We start from the raw sequence: 21,373 nt of genomic DNA, 5'->3' as shown, positions 1-21,373 counted from the left end.
TCCGCCGCCCGGCCGCTCTCTCCCGCCCTGGCTGGTTTCTCGTCCGCCCGCCTGGCCTCCGGCCGCCCGCACCGTCGGCCGGCTGACCGCGGGCCGGCGGTGGTAGCCGTTCGGCGCACGCCGCCGCCCGTTCGGCGCACCGGCGTCCCCCGGTCGAACGTGACGGCGCTCACATGGTCGTAGCCTCCGGCCGTCATCGTGTCGATCTACGACCACCGGAGGTGTGTCACATGGCCGCACCCGAACCGGAGGCGCCCACAGCGGCGCCCACCAGGGCGAAGGACCACAGCCCCTGGAACTGGTTGCTCTTCATCCCGATCGTGGTGCCGCTGATCCCGGCGTTCTTCAACGGCGACTCGCCCCGGGTCCTCGGCTTCCCGCGCTTCTACTGGCTCCAACTCGCCTACATCCTGCTCGGCGTGGCCACCACGACGCTGGTGTACCAGATGACGAAGAAGCGGGGTGGGCGCTGATGTGGCGCGACCACCTCACCGAGATCATCATCTTTTCGCTGCTCTTCCTGCTGGTCAGCGGGATGGGCTTCGTGGCGGCCCGGTGGCGCGCCCCGAAGGACATGGCCCACCTCGACGAGTGGGGGCTGGGCGGACGCAACTTCGGCGGCTGGATCACCTGGTTCCTGGTCGGCGGTGACCTCTACACGGCGTACACCTTCGTGGCGGTGCCGGCGCTGATGTTCGGGGCCGGCGCGGCCGGGTTCTTCGCCGTGCCGTACACCATCGTGATCTACCCGCTGGTGTTCCTGGTGCTGTGCCGGCTCTGGTCGGTCTCGCACCGGCACGGCTTCGTCACCCCGGCGGACTTCGTCCGCAGCCGGTTCGACTCGCCCGTGCTGGCGCTGCTCGTGGCGATCACCGGCATCGCCGCCACGATGCCCTACATCGCGCTGCAACTCGTCGGCATCGAGGCGGTGCTCAAGACCATGGGGGTCACCGGCGAGAGCGCCCTGGCCCGGCACCTGCCGATCATCGTCGCGTTCGCGATCCTGGCCGCGTACACGTACCAGTCCGGGCTGCGCGCCCCGGCGCTGATCGCGTTCGTCAAGGACACGCTGATCTACATCGTGATCCTGGTGGCGGTCATCTGGCTGCCGTACAAGCTCGGCGGCTGGGGCGAGATCTTCGACGCCGCCGACGCGAAGTTCGACGCGTCGCCGAACCCGAACGACGGGGTGCTGCTCACCGCCAACAACCAGCTCCAGTACGTCACGCTGGCGTTCGGCTCGGCGCTGGCGCTGTTCCTCTACCCGCACAGCATCACCGGCGTGCTGGCCAGCCGGAACCGGGACGTGATCAAGCGGAACATGTCGGCGCTGCCCGCGTACAGCCTGCTGCTCGGGCTGATCGCGCTGTTGGGCTTCATGGCCATCGCGGCCGGGGTGAAGCCGCTGCCCGGGGCGAAGGAAGGCAGCGTGGACAGCAACACCGTGGTGCCGGTCCTGTTCGACCAGCAGTTCCCCGACTGGTTCGCGGGCGTCGCGTACGCGGCCATCGGAATCGGCGCGCTGGTGCCGGCGGCCATCATGTCCATCGCGGCGGCGAACCTGTTCACCCGCAACATCTACAAGGAGTACCTGAAGCGGGACGCCTCCCCGGCCCAGGAGGCGAACGTCTCGAAGATCACCTCCCTGGTGGTGAAGGTCGGCGCGGTGGCCTGCATCGTCTTCCTCGACCCGCAGTTCTCCATCGACCTCCAGCTCATCGGCGGCGTGATCATCCTCCAGACGCTGCCGGCGGTGGCGCTGGGCCTCTACACCCGCTGGTTCCACCGGGGCGCGCTCGTGGCGGGCTGGGTCGCCGGCATGGGGCTGGGCATGTGGATGCTCTACCAGATCCCCAACGCGGCCACCGGGCGCAAGCACTTCGGCGGCTCGGCGTTCCCGCTGTCGGACTTCGGCTTCGACACCCCGAAGACGATCTACGTCGGGATCGTGGCGGTGCTGGCCAACCTGCTGGTGGCGGCCCTGCTGACGGTGGTGCTGCGGGCGGCCAAGGTGCGCGACGGCGTCGACGGCACCACGCCGGACGACTACTTCGCCGACGAGGGCGACCCGCGGGTCGTGCCCGGCCAGCGCCGGGACGCCGACGCCGCCCCGGAACCGGTCGCCTGAGCGGACGGGCCCCCGCGCTCGCGCGGGGGCCCGTCCCGTGCGGCGGCGTGCCGGGCTGCGGCCCGGTCGTGCGGGCACCCCTCGCGGGGTCAGCGCAGGGCGCGCGAGAGCAGGTACAGGCCGATCACCGTGCCGAAGACCACGATCAGGGCCTTGAGCACCACCGGCGGCAGCCGGCGGACCAGCCGGGCGCCGGCGTACCCGCCGACCAGCGTCGCCGGGGCGACCAGCGCGACCGCCGCCCAGTTCACCGGGCCGAACAGCGCGAACACCACGAGCGTGGTCAACCCGACCACGGCGGAGAGCAGGTTCTTGATCGCGCTCACCCGGGCCAGCGTCGCGTCCAGCACCAGGGCCAGGCCGGCGACCAGCATCACCCCGAGCGCCGCGCCGAAGTAGCCGCCGTACACCGCGCCGACCGCGACCATGGCCTGCACGCTGACCGTACGGCGGCGCGGCGACAGGTCGCGGGGGTGCCCGACCAGGCGGCGCAGCGGATCCTGGAAGGCGAGCACCGCCGTCGCCGCGAGGACCAGGAAGGGTACGACCAACTCGAACGCCCGGGCCGGGGTGACCAGCAGCAGCAGGGCGCCGGCGACCGTGCCGACGACCGTCGTCGGCACCAGCGTGGCCAGCGCCCGCCCGCGCGGCAGGTCCCCTCGACTGCCCGCCACGCTCGCCACGTACCCGGGAAAGACCGCCACCGAATTGCTCACGTTGGCCGGCACGGGCGCCAGGCTCACCGCGATCATCGCCGGGAAGGTGATGAGCGAGCCTCCGCCGGCCGCCGCGTTGACCGTGCCCGCGGCGAGACCGGCGGTGAGCAGCAGCGCGGCGTCGGAGAGGTCCATGGTCCCCAGAGGCTAGTACGCGCCCCACCCACCTGCCCGGCACGGTGACCTGCGCGACCCCGCCCCCTGCGGCGGGCACGGCCCGGAGCGTATCGCCGCCCCGCCCCGCCCCGGCCCGGCGATGCTGCGTCCCGGCCGGTGCACGGCGCTCTTTCGGGGAAATAGCGCCCATCCGGCACCGGGAGGCCACTTTTTCCCTGAAAGAGTGCGATCGGCGGGTGCGGTCGGGCTGCGGCCGGCCCGGGGCGGCAATAGCCGCGGCGGTGGCGTCGTTAGGATGAGTGCGCGACGGACGAGTCGACCGGGCGGTCGCGTCGGCGGGCTCCGGCCCGCCGCCGAGGAACGTCCGGACTCCACAGGGCAGGGTGGTTGCTAACGGCAACCCGGGGTGACCCGCGGGACAGTGCCACAGAAAACAGACCGCCGGCCCCATCGGGGACGGTAAGGGTGAAACGGTGGGGTAAGAGCCCACCAGCACCCCGGGTGACCGGGGTGGCTCGGTAAACCCCACCCGGAGCAAGGCCAAGAATGGGTCGTCACCCGGCAGGGACGACGATCCGCGCAGACGCTCGAGGGTGGCCCGCCCGATGTCTGCGGGTAGGCCGCTTGAGCCTGCCGGCGACGGTAGGCCTAGATGGATGGCCGCCGCCGGCGCGAGCCCCTCGGGGCGCGCGCCGGTCACAGAATCCGGCGTACAGGTCGACTCGTCCGTCGCCCACCAGCTCAGAGCCGTGATCAAGGCTCTGAGCTGGTCTTCTATCTGGTGTCGTTGGTTGACTTTGGTCATTGCTGGGTGGCGTCTGACGGCCTGGCCACGGCCTGGGACGGCCTGGAGACGGCCTGATCTTGCGGTGCGGTGGCCTGGTGTCGCTAAGCGATGACCCGATAGCGAGAGAGCATCGACATGATGGTCTCGATGCGGGCGGTCATTAGCTGGTCGGGCGGGTGATGTACCCGAACCGTCGTGACGATGGAGCCGGGGTCGTTCGCCAGCTCTAGACGGAGCGTGGTGGTCCCGATAAGTGGGTAGTCGTACCACCCTTGCCGGTCTTCGGCGTCGGTATCGCTCAGCCCGGCCCCGATGGCGTCCCAGTCCCAGTCGTCGGCCTCGTACTCGACGAGGGCTGCCAGAGACTCGACCAATGGGCGGATGTTCGCGGTGAGGACCCAACTGGCGGTGCTCGTAGACGCACTCGCCTCGACGCTGTCGCTCATGCGCGTCAGGGTAGGCGGGAACGTCTGCGGCCCGCGCCTGGTCCTCGTCGACGGTGGGGAACTGGTGCCGCGGCGCGGTGATCCGGTGGCAAGCCAGTCCTGGGTTTGGACTGGCGCGGCAGCCGGAAGCCCCTACCTCGACGGAGGTCGGGGCGACGGCTTCCGTAGCGGCCTCTGTGGTCCAATCCGTGGATGGGTTGGGACGAGCGCGTGCCAGAGCTGCTGGCGCACCTGGGGGATCTGGGTTTGGTCGGACTCGTCAAGATTGACGGCGAGCGGGAGCACAAGCCCTGGACAGTGGTGATCTCGGGCCAGCGCCTCGATGGTGCGGCGATCAGGTGCGACGGCAACACCCTTGACTACTGCCTTCGCCATGCAGTCGCCGCGCTTCGTGAGCGCCTCCCGGACGAACTCGCCCTGGACTGATCTGCGTGTCGGCGTGGGGCGGTAAGCCACCGGCCGGGGTTGCCGCCCCGCACCGCGCGGAGCGCGGTGCCTTGATCCTCTAAGAGCACAATTCGGCAGCTCAATCAAGGGTGTGTGGCAGCCTCGCTCGTGTGCGCGGCCCGGCGGCCGCGCGGAGTGATCAAAGCGGAACATCATCGGACGCAGATCTTTAGGTAATCTACCGCTTTCATAGTATCGGGGGTGCCGTGAGAGAAGTACGGGTAGTCGTTCCGGTCCGGCCTTGGAAAGCCCGTGCTTGGAGCGCCTTCATGCCGCAGCAATCCTTAAGGCGCGTAGCTGCTCGCAAGATCACAAAGGCGCAACGCGAACTCGGCCTAAGAACCCGCAAACAAGCTGAGAGTTCACGCGAATTCCTGGGCCTTCTCTGGCAGGTGGAGGGCTCAATCTTGGCCCTTGTGACGGCTGTTGTCCTGTTTGCTTTCGAAGGGTTGACGCGTTCACGGCCGGGGGTTCCAATTTGGGAGTATGCGGGCCGATCTGGCTTGGCGCAGTATCTAATGCTTGGAGGGGCGGGCCTTTCCGCTATTCCTGTCAGCCTATTCTGGCCGAAGGAAATTCCGCCGCTGGCGGCAGCTCACTTTGCGGCTACAGTGAGTGCGCTCGGAATAGTTGCGCTGCCATTTTTTGTATATAACGCGATGCGTCTTATTGATGCAAATTGGCTGCGCAGTCAGCGCCTAGCGGACGTTCATTTGACAGTCGCTCAGCTAGTTCGTGAGGAAGCCATCGAGCGTGTGGCACTCAACGAACTCCGCGAGCGGGTCAAGGATCTAAAAATGGAGATACGAAACGTGCTTCCGCGTGAGGGCGGAAGGGTGTGCCAAGAGGCAGCCTCCACAGCGACGTTATATGACATTAATGTACGTCGGCTAATCACGATTGCGAAGCAAAGCAGATCAACACTTACAATTCGCGCTGCGATCGGTGATGTAGTAGGGCAGGGCACGCCCTTGCTGGTGTCTGAGGGATCTGCAGAGAGTGTGCAATTCCAGCCAATCTTCATACTCTCCCGAGGTGGGAGAGTGGACCGAATGGGCAAGCTGCTCTCGCAAGTTAAGGAGGAAGGCTTCGAATCCTTACGCTCGGAGTCGTCCTCGGCCATCGCAGCCGTCGTGGACTCATATACGGAACTCTGGCTAGCGTGGCCACGTGCTTGGGCTGCATATGGGCAGCGGCTTGCGGGCGGTTTCATCAACCAAGGAAAGCTATTTCGCCTGACCCCGCTAGACGAATTGCGCTCTGACCTTTGGTCATTGCTCGATACCGCCATCGAGCGCGGGCTTCGTGAGCAGGCGAATGCACTAATAGGAATTATTTACCGCGTGGGGAGCGAGGCGATCGAGCTTGACGCGCCGGACATCCTGGGGGGAATAACCGGCCTTGCGAGATCTCAACTGCGCCCCACAGGCGGGGCCGCCTCGTCGTTCTTCGAGGTTACGAATGATCGTCTAGTTCGTATGCAAGTGGAACTGTGCAGATATCACGCAGTCCCAAGGCTGGAGGATAACCGTCGCAGCGTTCCGGAAAGGCGACAGGCTGCGGAGTGCGTGTCTGTGCTCTTCGAAGCTATCGCTGAGTGCTTGAAGATCGCACTAGATAACCGCGACGGTGCGCTCTTCGATGGATTCGACAAGGAATTCTGTCGGCTGCTCGATTTTTGGGAGATTGAGCCGGACGAGTATCTCTCCAAGCAGGCGTTGGAGGATCGGCTATTCGCCGAAAAAGCGTCAATTGCTGAGGATGAGGCTCGGGATAGCCTTGAGCTTCATGTAATTCAGCGCCAACTAATGGATCTCCGGTCCATGCTTCGGCTCTCGCTGCTGGGTTGGGCGTTACATAACGTTACCAAGAAGGCGCTGGATGAAGGGACACTAAAGTCACTTCTCCGAGTTGCCCGAACCTTTACGGAGCTCGAAGACCTGGTCCGGATCGTGGATGCTGCCCTACAGCAGCGGCGTGGTCGGTTGGATGACTGGGTCATGTCGTCGCTACCCTCCAATGAGGTTCACGCTATTGATAGAGAGGGACCGCTGTTTCTTGCGGTCGCGTTGGTGCTGTTTATTTCTCCGAGAGCGACTATTATCCCGCCGGCTCCGTGGCTTTTTGAGCAGCGCGCCCAGCGCTTAAAGAGTGCCATGACGGTTCTTGCTGAAGACGGAGAACTCCTGGCGGCAGCAGGGATTGACCGGCAGAAGTCAGGAGACCTGGTAATTCGCCTTAGTGCGGCGCTAGATCAGTCGCTCGTCGCCCAAGCGGCGATAGAGCGTGCGGAGCTTATCGACCAACCGCTCGACCTAGCGAAAGTCGAGGAGTTCAAGGCGAAGGTGTTGGAGGGCTGGACTACGGCGCGTGTGTTGCCGGAGTTTTTGGAAGTAGGTGGTGTTGCCTTATCTCGTCGTCCCACCGAAAGTTGGGCCGACAGGAGGTTTGGCTTCGGCCCGCGCTTCGAGAATAAGTTATTGTTCGTCACGCCCTCGAAGATGATCGGGTTGGACCATCATGCACGGGAATATGGGCGCCGTCTGGCGCGGGCGGAATTTGATGCAGTGATCTCCAAGATTCAAACGGCGTCGCCGAAGCTAAGGGGGAAGGGCAGAGTTCGCGACAGGGTGTCTCAGGCGATTGAGCAGATATCCGCGGAGGGATATTCAGCTTCAGTCATGATCGTGCCTCGGGACCACAAATTGTTAATCGCTTTAGGGCTAGCTCCCGAGTGGCGGCGACGCTTTCGAACTAACGGTTTCAAGCGCTCGGTAGCTGGGGAGTTCCTCGGCCTCACGGTCATAGAGGCACATAAGTTCGAGGCGAATCGGATATGCGTTCTGGATTTTGCCGCGTTCTTGAGGGTTTACGAAATGGCTGAGGCGGAAGGCCCGGACGTGGTGTGCAAGGTTGAAGCGATCGACGAGGTGAAAGCGGCTGAGATCTTAGCTGGATGGAAGAAGCGTAAGCAGTATGATCCTCAGCGTCACATGAGCGAGGAAGATCTGCGCGCCAATGTGGGCGTGAACATTTACCGCCACTTCGAGGTGGAGGTTGTCGCTCCAAGGGCATCCAGGCTGGTTTGGATTCCACCTTCGCTGGTAGCCAAGGCAAACAGCTCGGCAGCGGCGGAATGAGCATTTAGTCACACCACTTTGCAAGTTGACCCTGCACGTGTGCGAGCCGCTAGCGGTGACGCACTCTTCGGCCTGACTGCTACCTTAAGGGAGTCACTGTCAGGAGCGTTAGGGAGGCGCTTCGATGGCAGGCGTGCAGGGGCGGCCAGCCCGCCGGCGCTGTCCGGCTAGCGCGGGTGGGACTGTATCTGCGCTGCCTCGGGCGCAGCTGTAGGGCGTGAAGATCGATGCTGCCGAACATGAGGGCGCGATGTGGCGCGAATTGTAGCGGATCCTGCGACTTGGATAGATGGTTGAGTCCGGCGAGCCGGACCGCCGGGAGCATCGATTTGCAGCAGCCCATTCTTCTGCACAAAAACGCTACGGCGTGAGACGGCGTCACCCTTACGATCGAGTTGGTATCCGTCGAGCCATATCCAGTGGTAGTAGGTGGCCCAATCGAGCACGCGGATCACACGGAACATGATCGGTTGAATGAACTGCACGCTTGCAGCCCGGGTGAGGTGTATGACATCCCCGGCCTTGGGCGGGGGCAGCTCGGCCCCCTGCCTCATGGCTTCTTGTGAAGGGTTTGTCGGGCGGTTGGGGTGCGGCGCGTCACCGGCCTTCACGTCGGCTCTTTCTGTCTTGCCAGGCGCGTAGGGTCTCGCGGGCCTCTGTCACGCGTGGGCATTCATCGTCGGTGCATCGCGGGCAGGTGGCGCGGTTGTGGAAGTCGATGACGTTGCCGGCCATCAGGACGAGGAACGGGGGCTCTGGTCGCTGCTGTGGGATCGACATGGCCTACCTCTGGTTGAGTCGCGTCGCGACGTTCCTGGAGCACCAGAGTCCTGCCTTGGTCATCAGAGGCGGCTCTGGTGCGGGGACGGCGGCTCGACCAACCCACTTCTGTGGCTCCCGGCCGTGCCTGGATGGGGCTGGTTCACCGGCTACGTAGTCGACAGGTTGGTCGGGGCGTTGGAGCCACTTGAACCTATTCATGCGTTAAGGGTAAGCGACTAGTACCTGCGCTAACTAGGTGTCCGCCAACTTGACTCACGCCTAGTCGGCGTGTGCCTAGCGTCAGCGTCATGGGCAGGAAGCTGCGGTTGGTGGGTTCGGGGGAGATCCGGACCATGCTCGGTGGCGTCTCGCGCCAGCGCGTCTACCAGATCACCAACCGGCGCGACTTCCCGGAACCCGTGGCCACGCTCCAGATGGGCAACGTCTGGCTGGCCGAAGACGTTGAGGCGTGGATCGCTGCCAAGCGCGGGGACCTGGACTAGCTCCGGGGCGGCTGCACCAGCTTCCCCGGTCCGGGGTCGAACTGACGACACGAGAAACGCCCCGGTGATGATCTCCCGGGCGCTCGTGTGCGGTGTGGTGGTGCTACAGCTCGTCAACGGCGAAGGCGGTCACCAGTTCGGCCATGCTGTCGATGACGACATCTGCGGCGGCGAACCGTTCGCGCTTGCCAGGCTTGTTGGCGTACCCGATGGCGGGGGCTCCGGCGGCGTGGGCGGCCTCGATGTCGCTGACAGAGTCGCCTACGAGGACGCATTCCGCCGGCTCGGCGCCCAGCTCCCGCACGGCGGCCAGCACCGGGAACGGGTCCGGCTTCATCCGCTCCGGCGCGGCTTCGGGGCGGCCGATGACCGGGTGCACGTACGAGGTGAGGCGTCGGGCGCTCAGGTAGGCGTGGACTGAGTCGGCCGAGTTGTTCGACACCACGGCGACCCGGCGACCGGTCTGGTGGGCGGCGACGATGACTTCCCTGCCGTACGGGGTCGGCTCGGCGGTGCGGGCCGCGGTGACTTCCTCGCGGGTCATGGCCTCGTCGACCAGGCGGACGACGGCGGGGCGCCCAAGGGTGGCGGTGAAGCGGAGCACGGCGAGCGGATCGCGCTCGGCCAGGATCTCGGGCGGCAGGGTCACGGCCTGGTCGACGAGCAGCCGGCGCAACTCATGGGCGACGGTCGACGCCGAGTGTTGGGCGAAGACGCTGCACACGGGGCCGTCGAAGTCGAGCAGGATCACCCGGGCGCGGTCGACCACCTTGGCCAGGTCGACGGCGGTCACGAGGCGTACTCGCGGGCGATGATGCCCCACATGCTGTCGAACCAGGCGCGGGCCTGCTCGACGTAGAGGGCGTCATTGCTGGCGTCCTCGTCGCTGGGCGTGAACGGGAAGAGGATCGCGTCCTTGCCCATCGCGTCGTAGATCGCCATCGGCTTGCCGTCGACGGAGGCGGTGTGCTCGACGACCGGGTAGAAGCCGAAGAACGCTTCCTGCTCGTTGATGATGAAGAGCTTGAACAGCGGCGCGGCCCTATGGACGCGTACCTCGGTGGTGGCGGTCTTGACCAACCCGAGGTCGGCAAGCTCCTGGACGGCGTCGGTGAGTGCGTGGATCGACCGGTCGGTGATGCGGCGGGCTCCCTGGCGGTCGGAAGGAGCGGATCAAATCGGATCTGTTCGGCAAAGGGATGCGCTACCGGGTTCGGTACATCGGCCCGGATGGCAGGGAACGTAGCCAGTCCTTCCCGGACCGGGCCAAGCGCGACGCTGACGCCTTCCTCGTCTCCACAGAGACAGACAAGCTCCGGGGCTCGTACGTCGACCCGTCCGCCGGCCGGATCACCTTCGCCGAGTACGCCGAGAGCTGGTTGCGTACGCGCTCGTTCGACGAGTCGACCCGGGAGAGCACGGAGTTCCGGGTACGGAAACACCTGCTGCCGTTCTTCGGCTCTCGGCAACTGGCCTCGATCAAGCCGGGGCACATCCGGGAGTGGGATGCCGGGATGGTCGGCAAGCTGGCCCCGGCAACCCGGGCCGTCGTCTTCGCTCACCTGCGAACCATCCTCGGCGCTGCTGTCGACGACGAGCGCATCGCCAAGAATCCGTGTTCGGCAAAGTCGGTCAAGCCGCCGCGACCGGTTCAGCGTCGAGTGGTGCCGTGGCGGTACGACCAGGTTTCGGCAATCCGCGGTGGCCTCGCCCAGCGGTATCGACCGATGGTCGACCTCGGCGCGGGGTGCGGGCTGCGGCAGGGGGAGATTCTTGGGCTCGGCGTCGATGACATCGACTTCGACGCTGGCTGGGTGCACGTCTCGCGTCAGGTCAAGCTAGTCCGGTCCCGGCTGGTTTTCGGGCTGCCCGAAAACGATCGTGATCGTCGGATACCGCTGCCCGACTCCGTCGCCCTGGTGCTGCGGCAGCACATCGACAACTTCGCCCCCGTGTCGCTCACCCTGCCGTGGGAAGATCCAGCCAGCGATGAACGGGTCACGGTGCCGCTGCTGTTCACCACCACCCGGCGCGGTGCGATCAACCGGCACACCTTCGATGGCAAGAGTTGGCGACCGGCTGTCGTGGCGGCCGGCATCACGCCGACCAGGGCGACGGGGATGCACGCGCTGCGCCACTTCTACGCCTCGTCGCTGCTCGACGCGGGGGAGAGCATCAAGGCCCTCGCGTCGTACCTCGGCCACACCGACCCTGGCTTCACGCTCCGGGTCTACACGCACCTGATGCCGGCCAGCGAGGAGCGGACCCGTCGGTTCCTCGACGAACTTTTCGCAGTTCGGGCAGTTCGTGATTGTCCGTTCGCAAGAAGCCTGAGTGGCGGCACTAGAACATGGCGCCCATGGGGTACACAGGCGAGGGATGCGGGGACACCGGGCCGCATCGTTGGCCCCAGGGACCATGGGAAAGGTTGCTTAATGGGCGAGCGTGGCGGCTTAACTCAATACGCATATTGGTCTGATCGGAAAGTGCGCGAAATTGCAGGCGACGCTGGCGTTAATATTAACCCGCGATGGAAGTCGAAAATATCGGTCTTCAAAATACCTGGCATATCAACGGGGTTGGAGTTCGAGCGAGAGCCGCGCACCTTGCTTCGGAACGAGATCGCGGATCGCTTGGAGCGTGCCATCGGAGATATTGCTGTAGAGGATTTCGTGACGCCGCCTAAAGTGCGTTTCGCAAAAGGTGTTGGGCGTGTTGAGTTCTCCCACTTTATCTGCGAAGAGCAAGGCAGAGTTGTTGTTGGCCTGCGTACCCTTGCTTCCGATGGGACTCGCGTGGCCATCTGCCTATTTGGCAGCGTAGATAATGTCGCGGGCTTCATGGGGCCGCATGATGGCGTAGAGGGCGGTTGGAGCTCTTCCGCGATGTGGTCAGTTCTGCGGTGGCTGTCGAGTGAGTGTGCGGAAAGCTCACTTCGAAGGGATGATATGCAGTCGATCTCGGTTGAGGCAATGAAAATCGCATTCGACCAGGGTTTTAATCAGGAATCGGTTGAGAATCCCGACCGCCCATGGATGAGGGGCTTCACGTTCGCTGACGCTGCGGATTCGGAGTGGTTTGCCCAAATTTATAGCGATGTTGTGCTTGACCCGCAGCGTTGGAGCCTTGATGAGCCAGTAGATCGGATTCTTGTCGGCGCGCCCTTGTGGGTCCGAACGCCTCGCACTGGTGTGCGCAGATACATCGACCACCGAAGAGATCTGAACGTCCAGCACTGAGGGCAAGCGCAGCACGGGACGGCCCAGCGACGGCCCACAGTGGTTGTCGCCGGGGCTCCGCCGCAGGTCAGAGGGTGTTTCATCCTCATAATCCGGCGTACAGGTCGACTCGTCCGTCGCCCGCCAGGTCAGCCGCCGTCACCTGGCGGCTGGGCCTGCTGCCTCGTCGGTCCGTCCCCGTGCCCCCGGACGGCCGACAGGCCCTGTCGCGTCGATCTCGACGCGGCGGTCGCGGTCCTGACCGACGGCAAGGTGATCGACGTCGTTCTCATTGGAAGAGCCGGCCGGGCCTCCTGGCGGCGGTCGGCTTGCTGATCATGGCGTCCCGGCGTCTGCGGCGTACCACGATCGCGTTCGCCTTCCTCTTCAACCCGGTCAGGATCCTGTCCTTCATCGCGAGCCTCCCTTCCTGGGGTGCGTCGGATCAGCCATGGCGGTTCCGCGCCGGACAACCGGGGTCGGAACCACCCGGCATGGCGGCGGCACGGGATGCCGTCCGGCCTGATCCTTCGTAGCCGCGTACCCGATGAGACGGCGGGCAGTCCTCGGTCTGCCTGGCGCCCCGCCGAGCACGCCCATCGGCGGTCCCGGTGGTGTCGGGCGGCCTGCGTGACCCGTCCCGTTCCGGTCGCGCTCGGCCTGTTCAGTCGTGGTCCGGGGCGCCGGTCACCCGGTGGGACGCCGCGTACATGACCTCCGCGACGAGCCGCCGCACGTGGCCGCCGCGGGCGGTGTAGAGCGCCCGGCGGCCGTCCCGGCGTACGGCGACCAGGCCGGCCAGGCGGAGCTTGCCCAGGTGCTGGGACACCGCCGGTCGCGCCACCCCCAGGGCCCGCACCAGCGCGGTGACGTCGTGCTCGCCGTCGCGGAGCAGCCACATCAGCCGCAGCCGGGTGCCGTCGGCGAGCATCCGCAGCATGTCCGTCGCCGCGGCCACCTCGCTGTCGGGTGGGAGGCGTTGTTGCAGGTCACTGGCACCTGCAACGTTGTCGCGTGCGTACATGAGCACATATTATCCGCGCGACGGCGACCCGGCGTCCGCCGTCCGACCGACGGGGGTACTGGTGCACGAGCACGGACACGGCCACCACCACGGCGCACCGCACCGCCATCACCACGGCGCACCGCACGGCCACGAGCACGACCACGGCACGGCCGGTCCGCGGGCGTGGTGGCAGCGGCTGCGACACGCCTTCGTCCCGCACTCCCACGACTCGCGGGACCGGCTCGACCCGGCGTTGGAGACCTCCCGCGAGGGGCTTCGGGCACTCTGGATCTCCCTCGTCGCCCTGGGCGTCACCGCCGTCACGCAGGCGGTCATCGTCGTGCTGTCCGGGTCCGTCGCCCTGCTCGGCGACACCCTGCACAACGTCGCCGACGCCCTGACCGCCGTGCCGCTGGCAATCGCGTTCCTGCTCGGCCGGCGCGCCGCGACCCGGGCGTACACCTACGGCTACGGCCGCGCCGAAGACCTCGCGGGCATCGTCATCGTCGCGGTGATCGCCGCCTCCGCCGTCGCCGCCGGCTGGACCGCGATCGCCCGGCTGCTGCACCCCGTCGAGATCACGCACCTGCCGTGGGTGGCCGCCGCCGGGGTCGTCGGGTTCGCCGGCAACGAGTTCGTCGCCCGCTACCGGATCCGGGTGGGCCGACGCATCGGCTCCGCCGCCCTGGTCGCCGACGGGCTGCACGCCCGCGCCGACGGGTACACCTCACTCGCGGTCGTGGCCGCCGCCGCCGGCGCCCGGGCCGGCTGGAGCTGGGCCGACCCGCTCGTCGGCCTGGTCATCGCCGCCGCCATCGCGTTCGTGCTCCGGGACGCCGCGCGGGAGGTCTACCGTCGGCTGATGGACGCCGTCGATCCCGCGATCGTCGACCGGGCCGAGGCGACCCTCCGCGCGGTGCGCGGCGTCCGCGACGTGACCGCGGTCCGGCTGCGCTGGATCGGTCACCGGCTGCACGCCGAAGCCGACCTCGTCGTCGACGGCCATCTCAGCCTCCGCGCCGCCCACGAGATCGCCGCCGACGCCGAGCACCTGCTCACCCACGCCGTGCCCCGGCTGACCAGCGCCACCGTCCACACCGATCCCGACAGCCACCCCGGGGCACACCACCACACCGACCTGTCCCACCGCCGCCGCCAACCGTCGCCCTGACCACCTGCCCCGGCGCGAGCGGCCGGCCGTGGCGCGGCGACCCGCCACCGGACGACCTGAGCGTCGCCCCACCCGACCGCACCGGGCACAGCATGTCGGGTCGGGCACCCTCCCGCGCGCCTAGCGTTGCTGCTCGAAGGGAAGGAGAACCGGGTGCTGGAGCGGCTCAACCAGGCCATGGAGCACATCGAGCGGCACCTCGACCAACCGATCGAGGTGGCCGAGCTGGCGCGGATCGCGGTGACGTCGGAGTACCACTTCCGGCGCATCTTCTCCGCGCTGGCGGGCGTGGGCCTGTCCGAGTACATCCGCCGCCGGCGGCTCACCGTCGCGGGCGCCGAGGTGCTCGCGGGCGAGCGGACGCTGCTCGACATCGCGGTGCGTCACGGCTACAGCTCCACCGAGGCGTTCGCCCGGGCGTTCCACGCCGTGCACGGCGTGGGCCCCGGCGAGGCCCGGCGTACGGGGGCGGCACTGCGCGCCCAGCCCCGGATGTCCTTCCGACTCGTCGTCGAAGGGAGCAGCAGCATGCGATACCGGATCGTGCGCAAGGACGAGTTCCGGCTGGTGGGCCGCAAGGCCCGGGTGCCACTCGTGCACGAGGGGATGAACCCGGCGATCGTCGCCTTCATCAGGGGCATCGACCAGGAGACGGTACGCCGCATCGAGGCGCTGTCCGACCAGGAGCCGCGCGGCATCGTCAACGTCAGCGACAACCTGGCGGGCAGCCGCGCGGAGGGCACCGAGCTGGACTACTGGCACGGCGCGGTGACCGGCGCGGACGCGCCGGAGGACCTGGACGCGTTGACCGTGCCGGCGGGCACCTGGGCGGTCTTCGAGACCTCCGGGGCGTTCCCGCAGGCGGTGCAGTACCTGTGGCGGGATGTGTTCACCCAGTGGTTCCCGTCCAACCCGTACCGCAGCCGGCCGGGACCGGAGATCTCCCGTACCCGGCTCTCGGCGGACGGCACCGAGGCGGACGCCGAGCTGTGGATCCCGGTGGAGCCGGTCACCGACTGATCTCGGCCAGGACGCGGCGCTGGAAGGCGCGGGCCTCCGGGCCGCTCGGCGGCGGACCGCCCGCGCGCGCCGCGATCGACCGCTCGATCAGCTCGGCGGGCCCGCCGCCGGCGGTCGGACCGGCGGACCGGCGGTCGCCGGTCCGGTCGCCGGCGGCCGGGTCGGTGGCTCCGCCATCGGCGCTCGGGCCGGTCGGCCAGCCGTCGGCGATGAGCCGGCGGCCGGCGTCGGCCTTCGACAGCCAGACCCCGTGGCGGACCTTGACCAGGGACCGGCACGCGCCGAGCACCGCGTCCTCGGCGCCGGGGGCGGGACCGTCCCCGGGCGGGGTCGGCAGGGCCAGCCACCAGCGCAGCGCGTCGGTCAGCAGGCGGCGCAGGTCGGCGGGGGAGAGGTCGGCGAAGGTCTCGGCGGCCGGCGGCCCGAGCAGGGCGTGCCCGCACTGGTGCAGGATGCTGCGGTCCAGCCCGTACCAGAACAGGCCGTCCTCGGCCGGCCGGTCGGCGGCGGCCCAGGTGGCCCGGAACGGCATCCGGGCGCCGGTGTTCAGCTCGACCTCGAACCCGGGCTCCGGGGTGCCGGAGCCGGCGACGGCCCGGCGGTAGACGACCAGTTCCAGCCCGCGCGCGGGACAGGGCAGCGCCTCGTGCCGCAGGCGCGCCACCAGCTCCTGCTTGCGCGCCGGGTCGAGAGCGCCCGCGCAGACCAGCGCCACGTCGACGTCGCTGCGCCCCGGCTGGTACGCGCCCAGCCCCACGGAGCCGGCCGCGTACGCCCCGACGAGTTCGTCGCCGAGGACGTCGCGGGCGGCGGCGACCAGGTCGGCGAGGTAGTCGCGCAGGGCGGGGTCGAGGTCAGTCATCGGACTCCGTCCAGACCGTGCCGGCGGGCAGGAACCAGGCGGTCGCCTCGGCGCCGAGGGCGTGCGCGATGACCAGCCGGGCGTGCCGGTCCAGCTCGGGCAGCCGGTCGGGCGGGAACCACTCCACGGCCACCGACTCGTCGTCGTTGACCCGGGCGGTGCCGCCCAGCAGGCGGCACTCGAAACCGATGTTCAGGTATTCGCAGCGGTCGCCGTTGGGGTAGGTGTGCGGGTGGGTGAGGACGCTGCTCAGCCGGACCGGCTCCACGTCCAGGCCGGTCTCCTCCCGCACCTCGCGGATCACGGCCGTGGCCGGCTGCTCGCCCGGCTCGACGACGCCGCTGGCGACGGACCAGCGCCCGTCGTCGGCGCGCTTGGCGAGCAGCAGCTCGCCGGCGTCGTTGCGGACCACCGCGCTCACGCTCGGCAGCCAGAGCAGGCTGTGGCCGACGCGTTCGCGGATCCGCAGGATGTAGTCCGATGCACCCACCCGGCGACCCTAACGCGCCCCCGGCCGGCGACCCGTCCCGCGTCACCCCGACCGCTGGACCCCCGCGCGCCCGTACCGGCCACGGATCGTCGGAAGGCACGCCGGGCGGGCCGCCGGTCGACCCGCCGCCAGCCGAGCTCGCGTGCCCGCGGCGGCTCCGGCCGGGTCAGTCGGGGCAGGGCAGCCGTTCGAGGGCGGCCGGGCCGGCGTCGGTGTGCACGACCTGGGCGAAGCAGGCCGTCGAGTCGGCCCGCTGCCAGCCGAAGACCGACGCCGCCGTCTTGGCCACCCGCACCCGGAACACCAGCCGGACCGCCGGGTCGGACCCCGGCCCGTCGCTGCGCACCGTCAGCACCTCGACCCCGTCCACCCCGTCGGCGGCCTGCCGCAGCGTCGACTCCCCGGCGGCGGGGGCGGCGAGCAGCCTCGCGCGGGCGAGCTGCGCGGTCGCGGTCACCTCCCGCTCGGCCCGCTGTTCCAGCCGCTGCTGCGACCGGTCCCGCAGCAGCGGCACCCCGGCGAGCACTCCGATCGCCGCCAGCACGCCCGCCACCACCGCCCCGGCCAGCCCGCGCCGCAGCCACACCGATGTTCCTCCCCCGCGTCGCACGGGGGGATTGTGCGACACCGGCGCACCCCACGGCTGCCCCGTTGGGCCCGCGCCGGGCGGCCCCGGAGGGTCCGGTCGCCCTGTTTTCGCAGTTCCAGCCCCTGCGGCCGGAAGCACGTCTACTGTGGAGAACATCGGCGACTTGTGGTGTTCCGGTGGCGGCCGGGTGGTTCGCGGTGCACAGTGATCCCATGAGCGACAGCGGAAGCGGTGGGCGCTACTTCTGGTGCACCCGACACCACCGGGTCGAGACCGATGCCGACGTGTGCCCCGCCAAGCACGTTCTCGGGCCGTACGCCTCAGCCGCCGACGCGGAGAACGCCCTGCAACAGGTGCGGGAGCGCAACGAAGCGTGGGAGGCCGAGGACGCCCGCTGGGCCGGGGAGGACAGATAGGCGGCGCGGGACTGCCCGCGTCGAGGTACCCCGTGCTCCGCGAGGGCGAGAGCACGTCCCCAAGGAGGGAACCGAGATGGCCGAAGCACAGCAGGCCACCACCCGCCCGGCCGCCGGACGTACGACCGCCAGGAAGACCGCCGCGGCGGAGCGGTCCGCGGGCGCGGCCCGGACCGCACGGCCGACCACCGCGGCGAAGAAGGCGCCGGCCAGCAAGGCGACGGGCGGCGCCGGGCGGGCCCCGGCGAAGAAGACCACCGCCGCGAAGGCCCCCGCGAAGAAGGCGGCGACGAAGGCGGCCACCGGGGCGAAGAAGACGACGGCGGCGGCGAAGAAGACGACGGCCACCGCCGCGAAGAAGGCGCCCGCCGCGGCGAAGCGGACGACGGCGGCGGCCAAGAGCACCGCGACGAAGAAGACCACCTCGGCGAAGACGCCCGCCCGGCAGGCGGCGGCCCGAGCCGCCACCGCGGCGAAGAAGACGACCGCGCCGGCGAAGAAGACCGCCGCGCCGGCCAAGAGGAGCACCGCGGCGGCCAAGAAGGCCCCCGCGAAGGCCACCACCGCCGCCCGCAAGGTCACCTCGACGGCGAAGAAGGCCACCACCACGGCGGCGAAGAAGACGACCACGGCGGCGAAGGCCCCGGCCAGGAAAGCCACGACCAAGAAGACGACGCCGGCCCGGAAGACGGCCGCGACCCGGCCCACCGGCGGCGCCCGCAAGGCCGCGGCGAAGAAGGCGCCGGCGAAGAAGACGACCACGACGTCGTCCGCCACCACCCGCAAGGCGGCCGCGAAGAAGGCCCCGGCGAAGAAGACCACCGCCGCCAAGGCGCCGGCCAAGAAGGTCACCGCCCGCAAGGCGCCGGCCCGGACGGCCGCCGCCCGGGCCACCGCGCCCCGGGCCGCCCGGGCGGGCGCGCGCAAGGCGACCTGACCCGGCCTCGTGACTCCCGGCGCGCGCCGGGGAGCGGATCATCCGCCACACTGTCAGGATTGACCCCGTGGTGATCCGACGCGTACTCGCGCCCCGTATCGACTTCGGCGCGCTGCGCCGCGAGCTGGGCCTGCCCGAGGGGTTCCCGGCCGCGGCGCAGCGCGAGGCCGACGCCGCGGCGGCGACGCCGCCCCGGCCGGCCGCCGACCGCACCGACATCCCGTTCGTCACCATCGACCCCGCCGGCTCGCGCGACCTCGACCAGGCGATGCACCTCGCCCGCCGCGCCGGCGGCGGCTTCCGGGTGTCGTACGCGATCGCCGACGTGGCCGCGCACGTCCGCCCCGGCGGCGCGCTGGAGGAGGAGACCTGGCGGCGCGGGCAGACCGTCTACCTGCCCGACGGGACCGTGCCGCTGCACCCGGAGACCCTCAGCGAGGGCGCGGCGAGCCTCCTGCCGGACGTCGACCGGGCCGCCGTGGTGTGGACCGTCGACCTCGACCCCGACGGCGGCACCGTCGGGGTCGCGCTGGAGCGCGCGCTGGTCCGCAGCCGTGCCAAGCTCGACTACGTCGGCGTCCAGGCGGCCGCCGACGCCGGCCGGTTGCCGGACCCGATCGCCCTGCTGCCCGAGGTCGGGGCCCTGCTCACCGCCCGCGGTCTGCGCCGGGGCGCGATCAACCTGCCGCTGCCGGAGCAGGACGTGGAGGCCGACGGCGACGGCTGGCGGCTGGTGCTGCGCGGGCCGGTGCCGATGGAGGAGCACAACGCCCAGATCTCCCTGCTGACCGGGATGGCCGCCGCCGACATCATGCTGGCCGGTGGGATCGGCCTGCTGCGCACGATGCCCGCGCCGAAGCCCGAGGCGGTGGCGCGGCTGCGGGCCGCCGCCGCCCCGCTGGGCGTGCACTGGCCCGACGGGGCAGGCCCGGGCGAGGTGATCGCCGGGCTGGACCCGTCGCAGCCCCGGGCGGCGGCCTTCGTCGACCAGGCGGCCGAGCTGATGCGCGGCGCGGCGTACACCGCCTTCGACGGCGCGCCGCCGGAGCAGCGGGAGCACGGCGGGGTCGCGGCCGCGTACGCCCATGTCACCGCGCCGTTGCGGCGCCTGGCCGACCGGTACGCCACGGAGGTCTGCCTGGCGCTGCACGAGGGCCGGCCGGTGCCCGACTGGGCCCGCGCGGCGCTGCCCCGGCTGCCCGAGGTGATGGCCACCACCGACCGGACCGCCTCGGCGGCCACCCGGGGCGCGATCGAGCTGGCCGAGGCCGTGCTGCTCCAGCACCGGGTGGGGGAGACCTTCGACGCGGCGGTGCTGGACGTCGACGCCGCCCCGGACGGCCGCTCCCGCCCCGGCCGCCGGCCCGGCGGCACGGTGGCGCTGGACGACCCGCCGGTGCGCGCCCGCTGCCTGGGTGAGCTGCCGCTGGGGGAGCGGGTCCGGGTCCGGCTGGTCACGGCCGACCCGGTCGCCCGTTCGGTGGCCTTCGAGCGGGCCTGACGCCGCCGGTCCCCGCCCCGCGGCCGGACGACCCGGCGCGGGCGCCGGCGGTGGGAGCGGCGACGGCAGCGGGGTTTGTCACAGTGCCGGCCGCTGCTGCCCGCGGGCGGGGTTTGCGAGGATGGCGGCATGGCTTACGACGCGAGCACGCTGCCCGACGTGTCCGGGCTGACCGTCGGCATCATCGGCGGCACCGGCGACCAGGGGCGGGGACTCGCCTACCGGTTCGCCCGGGCCGGCCAGTCCGTGCTGATCGGCTCCCGGTCGGCCGAGCGGGCCGCGCAGTCCGCGCAGGAGATCGCGGCGCTGCCCGGTGTCCCCGCCGGGGCCGAGGTCGTTGGCGCCGGCAACGAGGAGGTGGCCCGGCGCAGCGACGTGGTCGTCATCGCGGTGCCGTGGGACGGGCACGCCGCCACCGTCGCCGCGCTCGCCGAGCCGCTCGCCGGCAAGATCGTCATCGACTGCGTGAACCCGCTCGGCTTCGACAAGCAGGGCCCGTACGCGCTCGCGGTGCCCGAGGGCAGCGCCGTCCAGCAGGCCGCGGGGCTGCTGCCCGACTCCCGGGTCTGCGCCGCGTTCAACCACGTCAGCGCGCCACTGCTGGCCGACCCGGAGATCGACCGGATCGACCTCGACGTGCTGATCTGCACCGAGGACCGGGACCTGGTCGGCGTGGTCGCCGCGCTCGCCGCCCGGATCCCCGGTATGCGTGGCATCTACGCCGGCCGGCTGCGCAACGCCCACCAGATCGAGGCGTTCACGGCCAACCTGATCGCCATCAACAAGCGCTACAAGGCGCACGCCGGCATCCGCGTCACCGACCTCTGAGGATCAGGATCCCGAGCTGGTGCCCGGTCCGCCCGACGAACTCGTCGGTGTCCTTCCACTGCCGCTGCGGCGTGACGACGATGTCCAGGCCGTGGTCGGTCGTGTCGACGCCGTCGGGCCGCCGGGCGCACGGCTCCTCGAGGTTGACGTACCGACCGGTGAAGACGCCGGCCCGGAAGAACCACCACACCGCGTACGCCGCCGGGCGGCATGAGCACCAGGATGTCGTGGTCCTTCCAGGGCGTGCGGCTTCCGCCGGTTGCGGACGTGCCCGCCCGCCGACGGCAGG

The 21,373-nt window shown here is 69.6% G+C and carries 23 protein-coding genes and 1 other RNA gene; 13 read left to right on the top strand and 11 right to left on the bottom strand.

Translation table 11 applies throughout. From position 1 onward, the window contains the following. Nucleotides 1-230: 230 nt before the first annotated feature. The gene (locus ACSNOB_RS07875) at nt 231-473 is read left to right on the top strand and encodes a DUF3311 domain-containing protein (protein WP_393103188.1); all 243 of its coding nucleotides are present in this window, start codon (nt 231-233) and stop codon (nt 471-473) included. Next, nucleotides 473-2,128, top strand: coding sequence for a monocarboxylate uptake permease MctP (gene mctP / locus ACSNOB_RS07870; RefSeq protein ID WP_436685917.1), 1,656 nt, complete (start codon nt 473-475; stop codon nt 2,126-2,128). Before ACSNOB_RS07875 ends, mctP begins: the two co-directional genes overlap by 1 nt. A gap of 89 nt (nt 2,129-2,217) precedes the next feature. On the opposite strand, the gene ACSNOB_RS07865 is transcribed toward mctP, so the two are convergent. Then, the gene (locus ACSNOB_RS07865; protein ID WP_436685916.1) at nt 2,218-2,979 is read right to left on the bottom strand and encodes a sulfite exporter TauE/SafE family protein; all 762 of its coding nucleotides are present in this window, start codon (nt 2,977-2,979) and stop codon (nt 2,218-2,220) included. Nucleotides 2,980-3,272: 293 nt separating this feature from the next. Between ACSNOB_RS07865 and rnpB the strand changes: the two genes are divergently transcribed. Further along, an RNA gene (gene rnpB, locus ACSNOB_RS07860) (RNase P RNA component class A) lies at nt 3,273-3,690 on the top strand. A 159-nt stretch (nt 3,691-3,849) separates the two neighbouring features. Here the strand turns inward: rnpB and ACSNOB_RS07855 are convergent. Then, nucleotides 3,850-4,194 (bottom strand): hypothetical protein, encoded by a 345-nt coding sequence (locus tag ACSNOB_RS07855; RefSeq protein WP_436685915.1) that lies wholly within the window; start codon nt 4,192-4,194, stop codon nt 3,850-3,852. Nucleotides 4,195-4,386: 192 nt separating this feature from the next. Between ACSNOB_RS07855 and ACSNOB_RS07850 the strand changes: the two genes are divergently transcribed. Both ACSNOB_RS07850 and ACSNOB_RS07845 read left to right on the top strand, forming a co-directional pair. Then, nucleotides 4,387-4,620, top strand: a complete 234-nt coding sequence (locus ACSNOB_RS07850) for a hypothetical protein (protein WP_436685914.1) — start codon at nt 4,387-4,389, stop codon at nt 4,618-4,620. Between the two features lie 290 nt (nt 4,621-4,910). Continuing rightward, entirely contained in the window at nt 4,911-7,781 is a 2,871-nt protein-coding gene (locus ACSNOB_RS07845) for a hypothetical protein (RefSeq protein ID WP_436685913.1), read from the top strand. Nucleotides 7,782-7,948: 167 nt separating this feature from the next. On the opposite strand, the gene ACSNOB_RS07840 is transcribed toward ACSNOB_RS07845, so the two are convergent. Further along, nucleotides 7,949-8,335 carry a hypothetical protein gene (locus ACSNOB_RS07840; RefSeq protein ID WP_436685923.1) on the bottom strand — a complete coding sequence of 129 codons (387 nt, stop codon included), beginning with the start codon at nt 8,333-8,335 and terminating at the stop codon, nt 7,949-7,951. Between the two features lie 516 nt (nt 8,336-8,851). Between ACSNOB_RS07840 and ACSNOB_RS07835 the strand changes: the two genes are divergently transcribed. Next, nucleotides 8,852-9,046, top strand: coding sequence for a helix-turn-helix transcriptional regulator (locus ACSNOB_RS07835; RefSeq protein ID WP_244164556.1), 195 nt, complete (start codon nt 8,852-8,854; stop codon nt 9,044-9,046). Between the two features lie 103 nt (nt 9,047-9,149). Here the strand turns inward: ACSNOB_RS07835 and ACSNOB_RS07830 are convergent, their stop codons facing one another. Together ACSNOB_RS07830 and ACSNOB_RS07825 are read right to left on the bottom strand one after the other, a co-directional pair. Then, entirely contained in the window at nt 9,150-9,839 is a 690-nt protein-coding gene (locus tag ACSNOB_RS07830; protein ID WP_436685912.1) for an HAD family hydrolase, read from the bottom strand. Continuing rightward, nucleotides 9,836-10,126 (bottom strand): hypothetical protein, encoded by a 291-nt coding sequence (locus ACSNOB_RS07825; RefSeq protein ID WP_436685911.1) that lies wholly within the window; start codon nt 10,124-10,126, stop codon nt 9,836-9,838. The genes ACSNOB_RS07830 and ACSNOB_RS07825 overlap by 4 nt, the downstream gene beginning before the upstream one ends. A gap of 119 nt (nt 10,127-10,245) precedes the next feature. On the opposite strand from ACSNOB_RS07825, the gene ACSNOB_RS07820 reads away from it, so the two are divergent. Further along, nucleotides 10,246-12,285 (top strand): tyrosine-type recombinase/integrase, encoded by a 2,040-nt coding sequence (locus ACSNOB_RS07820; RefSeq protein ID WP_436685910.1) that lies wholly within the window; start codon nt 10,246-10,248, stop codon nt 12,283-12,285. Nucleotides 12,286-12,553: 268 nt separating this feature from the next. Here the strand turns inward: ACSNOB_RS07820 and ACSNOB_RS07815 are convergent, their stop codons facing one another. Together ACSNOB_RS07815 and ACSNOB_RS07810 are read right to left on the bottom strand one after the other, a co-directional pair. After that, nucleotides 12,554-12,679, bottom strand: a complete 126-nt coding sequence (locus ACSNOB_RS07815; protein ID WP_393103194.1) for a hypothetical protein — start codon at nt 12,677-12,679, stop codon at nt 12,554-12,556. A gap of 249 nt (nt 12,680-12,928) precedes the next feature. Beyond that, a complete protein-coding gene (locus ACSNOB_RS07810; RefSeq protein WP_436685909.1) occupies nt 12,929-13,288 on the bottom strand; it encodes an ArsR/SmtB family transcription factor in 360 nt (119 codons plus the stop codon). On the opposite strand from ACSNOB_RS07810, the gene ACSNOB_RS07805 reads away from it, so the two are divergent. Together ACSNOB_RS07805 and ACSNOB_RS07800 are read left to right on the top strand one after the other, a co-directional pair. After that, on the top strand, nt 13,287-14,441 hold the full coding sequence (locus ACSNOB_RS07805; RefSeq protein ID WP_436685908.1) for a cation diffusion facilitator family transporter: 1,155 nt from the start codon (nt 13,287-13,289) through the stop codon (nt 14,439-14,441). The two genes, ACSNOB_RS07810 and ACSNOB_RS07805, sit on opposite strands and share 2 nt — an antisense overlap. 153 nt (nt 14,442-14,594) lie before the next feature. Next, nucleotides 14,595-15,461, top strand: a complete 867-nt coding sequence (locus tag ACSNOB_RS07800) for an AraC family transcriptional regulator (protein ID WP_436685907.1) — start codon at nt 14,595-14,597, stop codon at nt 15,459-15,461. Here ACSNOB_RS07800 and ACSNOB_RS07795 read toward each other — a convergent pair. The 3 genes from ACSNOB_RS07795 to ACSNOB_RS07785 form a co-directional block, all read right to left on the bottom strand. After that, nucleotides 15,451-16,323 (bottom strand): nucleotidyltransferase domain-containing protein, encoded by an 873-nt coding sequence (locus ACSNOB_RS07795; RefSeq protein WP_436685906.1) that lies wholly within the window; start codon nt 16,321-16,323, stop codon nt 15,451-15,453. The genes ACSNOB_RS07800 and ACSNOB_RS07795 overlap by 11 nt on opposite strands. Continuing rightward, nucleotides 16,316-16,813, bottom strand: a complete 498-nt coding sequence (locus tag ACSNOB_RS07790; RefSeq protein ID WP_436685905.1) for an NUDIX hydrolase — start codon at nt 16,811-16,813, stop codon at nt 16,316-16,318. The genes ACSNOB_RS07795 and ACSNOB_RS07790 overlap by 8 nt, the downstream gene beginning before the upstream one ends. A 166-nt stretch (nt 16,814-16,979) precedes the next feature. Next, nucleotides 16,980-17,399, bottom strand: a complete 420-nt coding sequence (locus tag ACSNOB_RS07785) for a hypothetical protein (RefSeq protein WP_436685904.1) — start codon at nt 17,397-17,399, stop codon at nt 16,980-16,982. Between the two features lie 215 nt (nt 17,400-17,614). Between ACSNOB_RS07785 and ACSNOB_RS07780 the strand changes: the two genes are divergently transcribed. The 4 genes from ACSNOB_RS07780 (at nt 17,615) to npdG (ending at nt 21,084) form a co-directional block, all read left to right on the top strand. Continuing rightward, complete coding sequence (locus ACSNOB_RS07780) at nt 17,615-17,818, top strand: hypothetical protein (RefSeq protein WP_393103208.1); 204 nt, start codon at nt 17,615-17,617, stop codon at nt 17,816-17,818. Nucleotides 17,819-17,894: 76 nt separating this feature from the next. Beyond that, entirely contained in the window at nt 17,895-18,755 is an 861-nt protein-coding gene (locus ACSNOB_RS07775; protein ID WP_436685903.1) for a histone, read from the top strand. Nucleotides 18,756-18,822: 67 nt separating this feature from the next. Beyond that, the gene (locus tag ACSNOB_RS07770) at nt 18,823-20,256 is read left to right on the top strand and encodes an RNB domain-containing ribonuclease (RefSeq protein ID WP_436685902.1); all 1,434 of its coding nucleotides are present in this window, start codon (nt 18,823-18,825) and stop codon (nt 20,254-20,256) included. A gap of 129 nt (nt 20,257-20,385) precedes the next feature. Continuing rightward, entirely contained in the window at nt 20,386-21,084 is a 699-nt protein-coding gene (gene npdG, locus ACSNOB_RS07765; RefSeq protein ID WP_393103214.1) for an NADPH-dependent F420 reductase, read from the top strand. Here the strand turns inward: npdG and ACSNOB_RS07760 are convergent. Next, nucleotides 21,071-21,274: a DUF402 domain-containing protein gene (locus tag ACSNOB_RS07760; RefSeq protein WP_436685901.1), complete on the bottom strand. Its 204-nt coding sequence runs from the start codon at nt 21,272-21,274 to the stop codon at nt 21,071-21,073. The genes npdG and ACSNOB_RS07760 overlap by 14 nt on opposite strands. Nucleotides 21,275-21,373: the final 99 nt, after the last annotated feature.

Source organism: Micromonospora sp. URMC 106 (assembly GCF_051386395.1).
Taxonomy (GTDB): Bacteria; Actinomycetota; Actinomycetes; order Mycobacteriales; family Micromonosporaceae; genus Micromonospora.
Note: the sequence above shows the minus strand (reverse complement) of the source record. Positions and strands in the feature narration are given on the sequence as shown.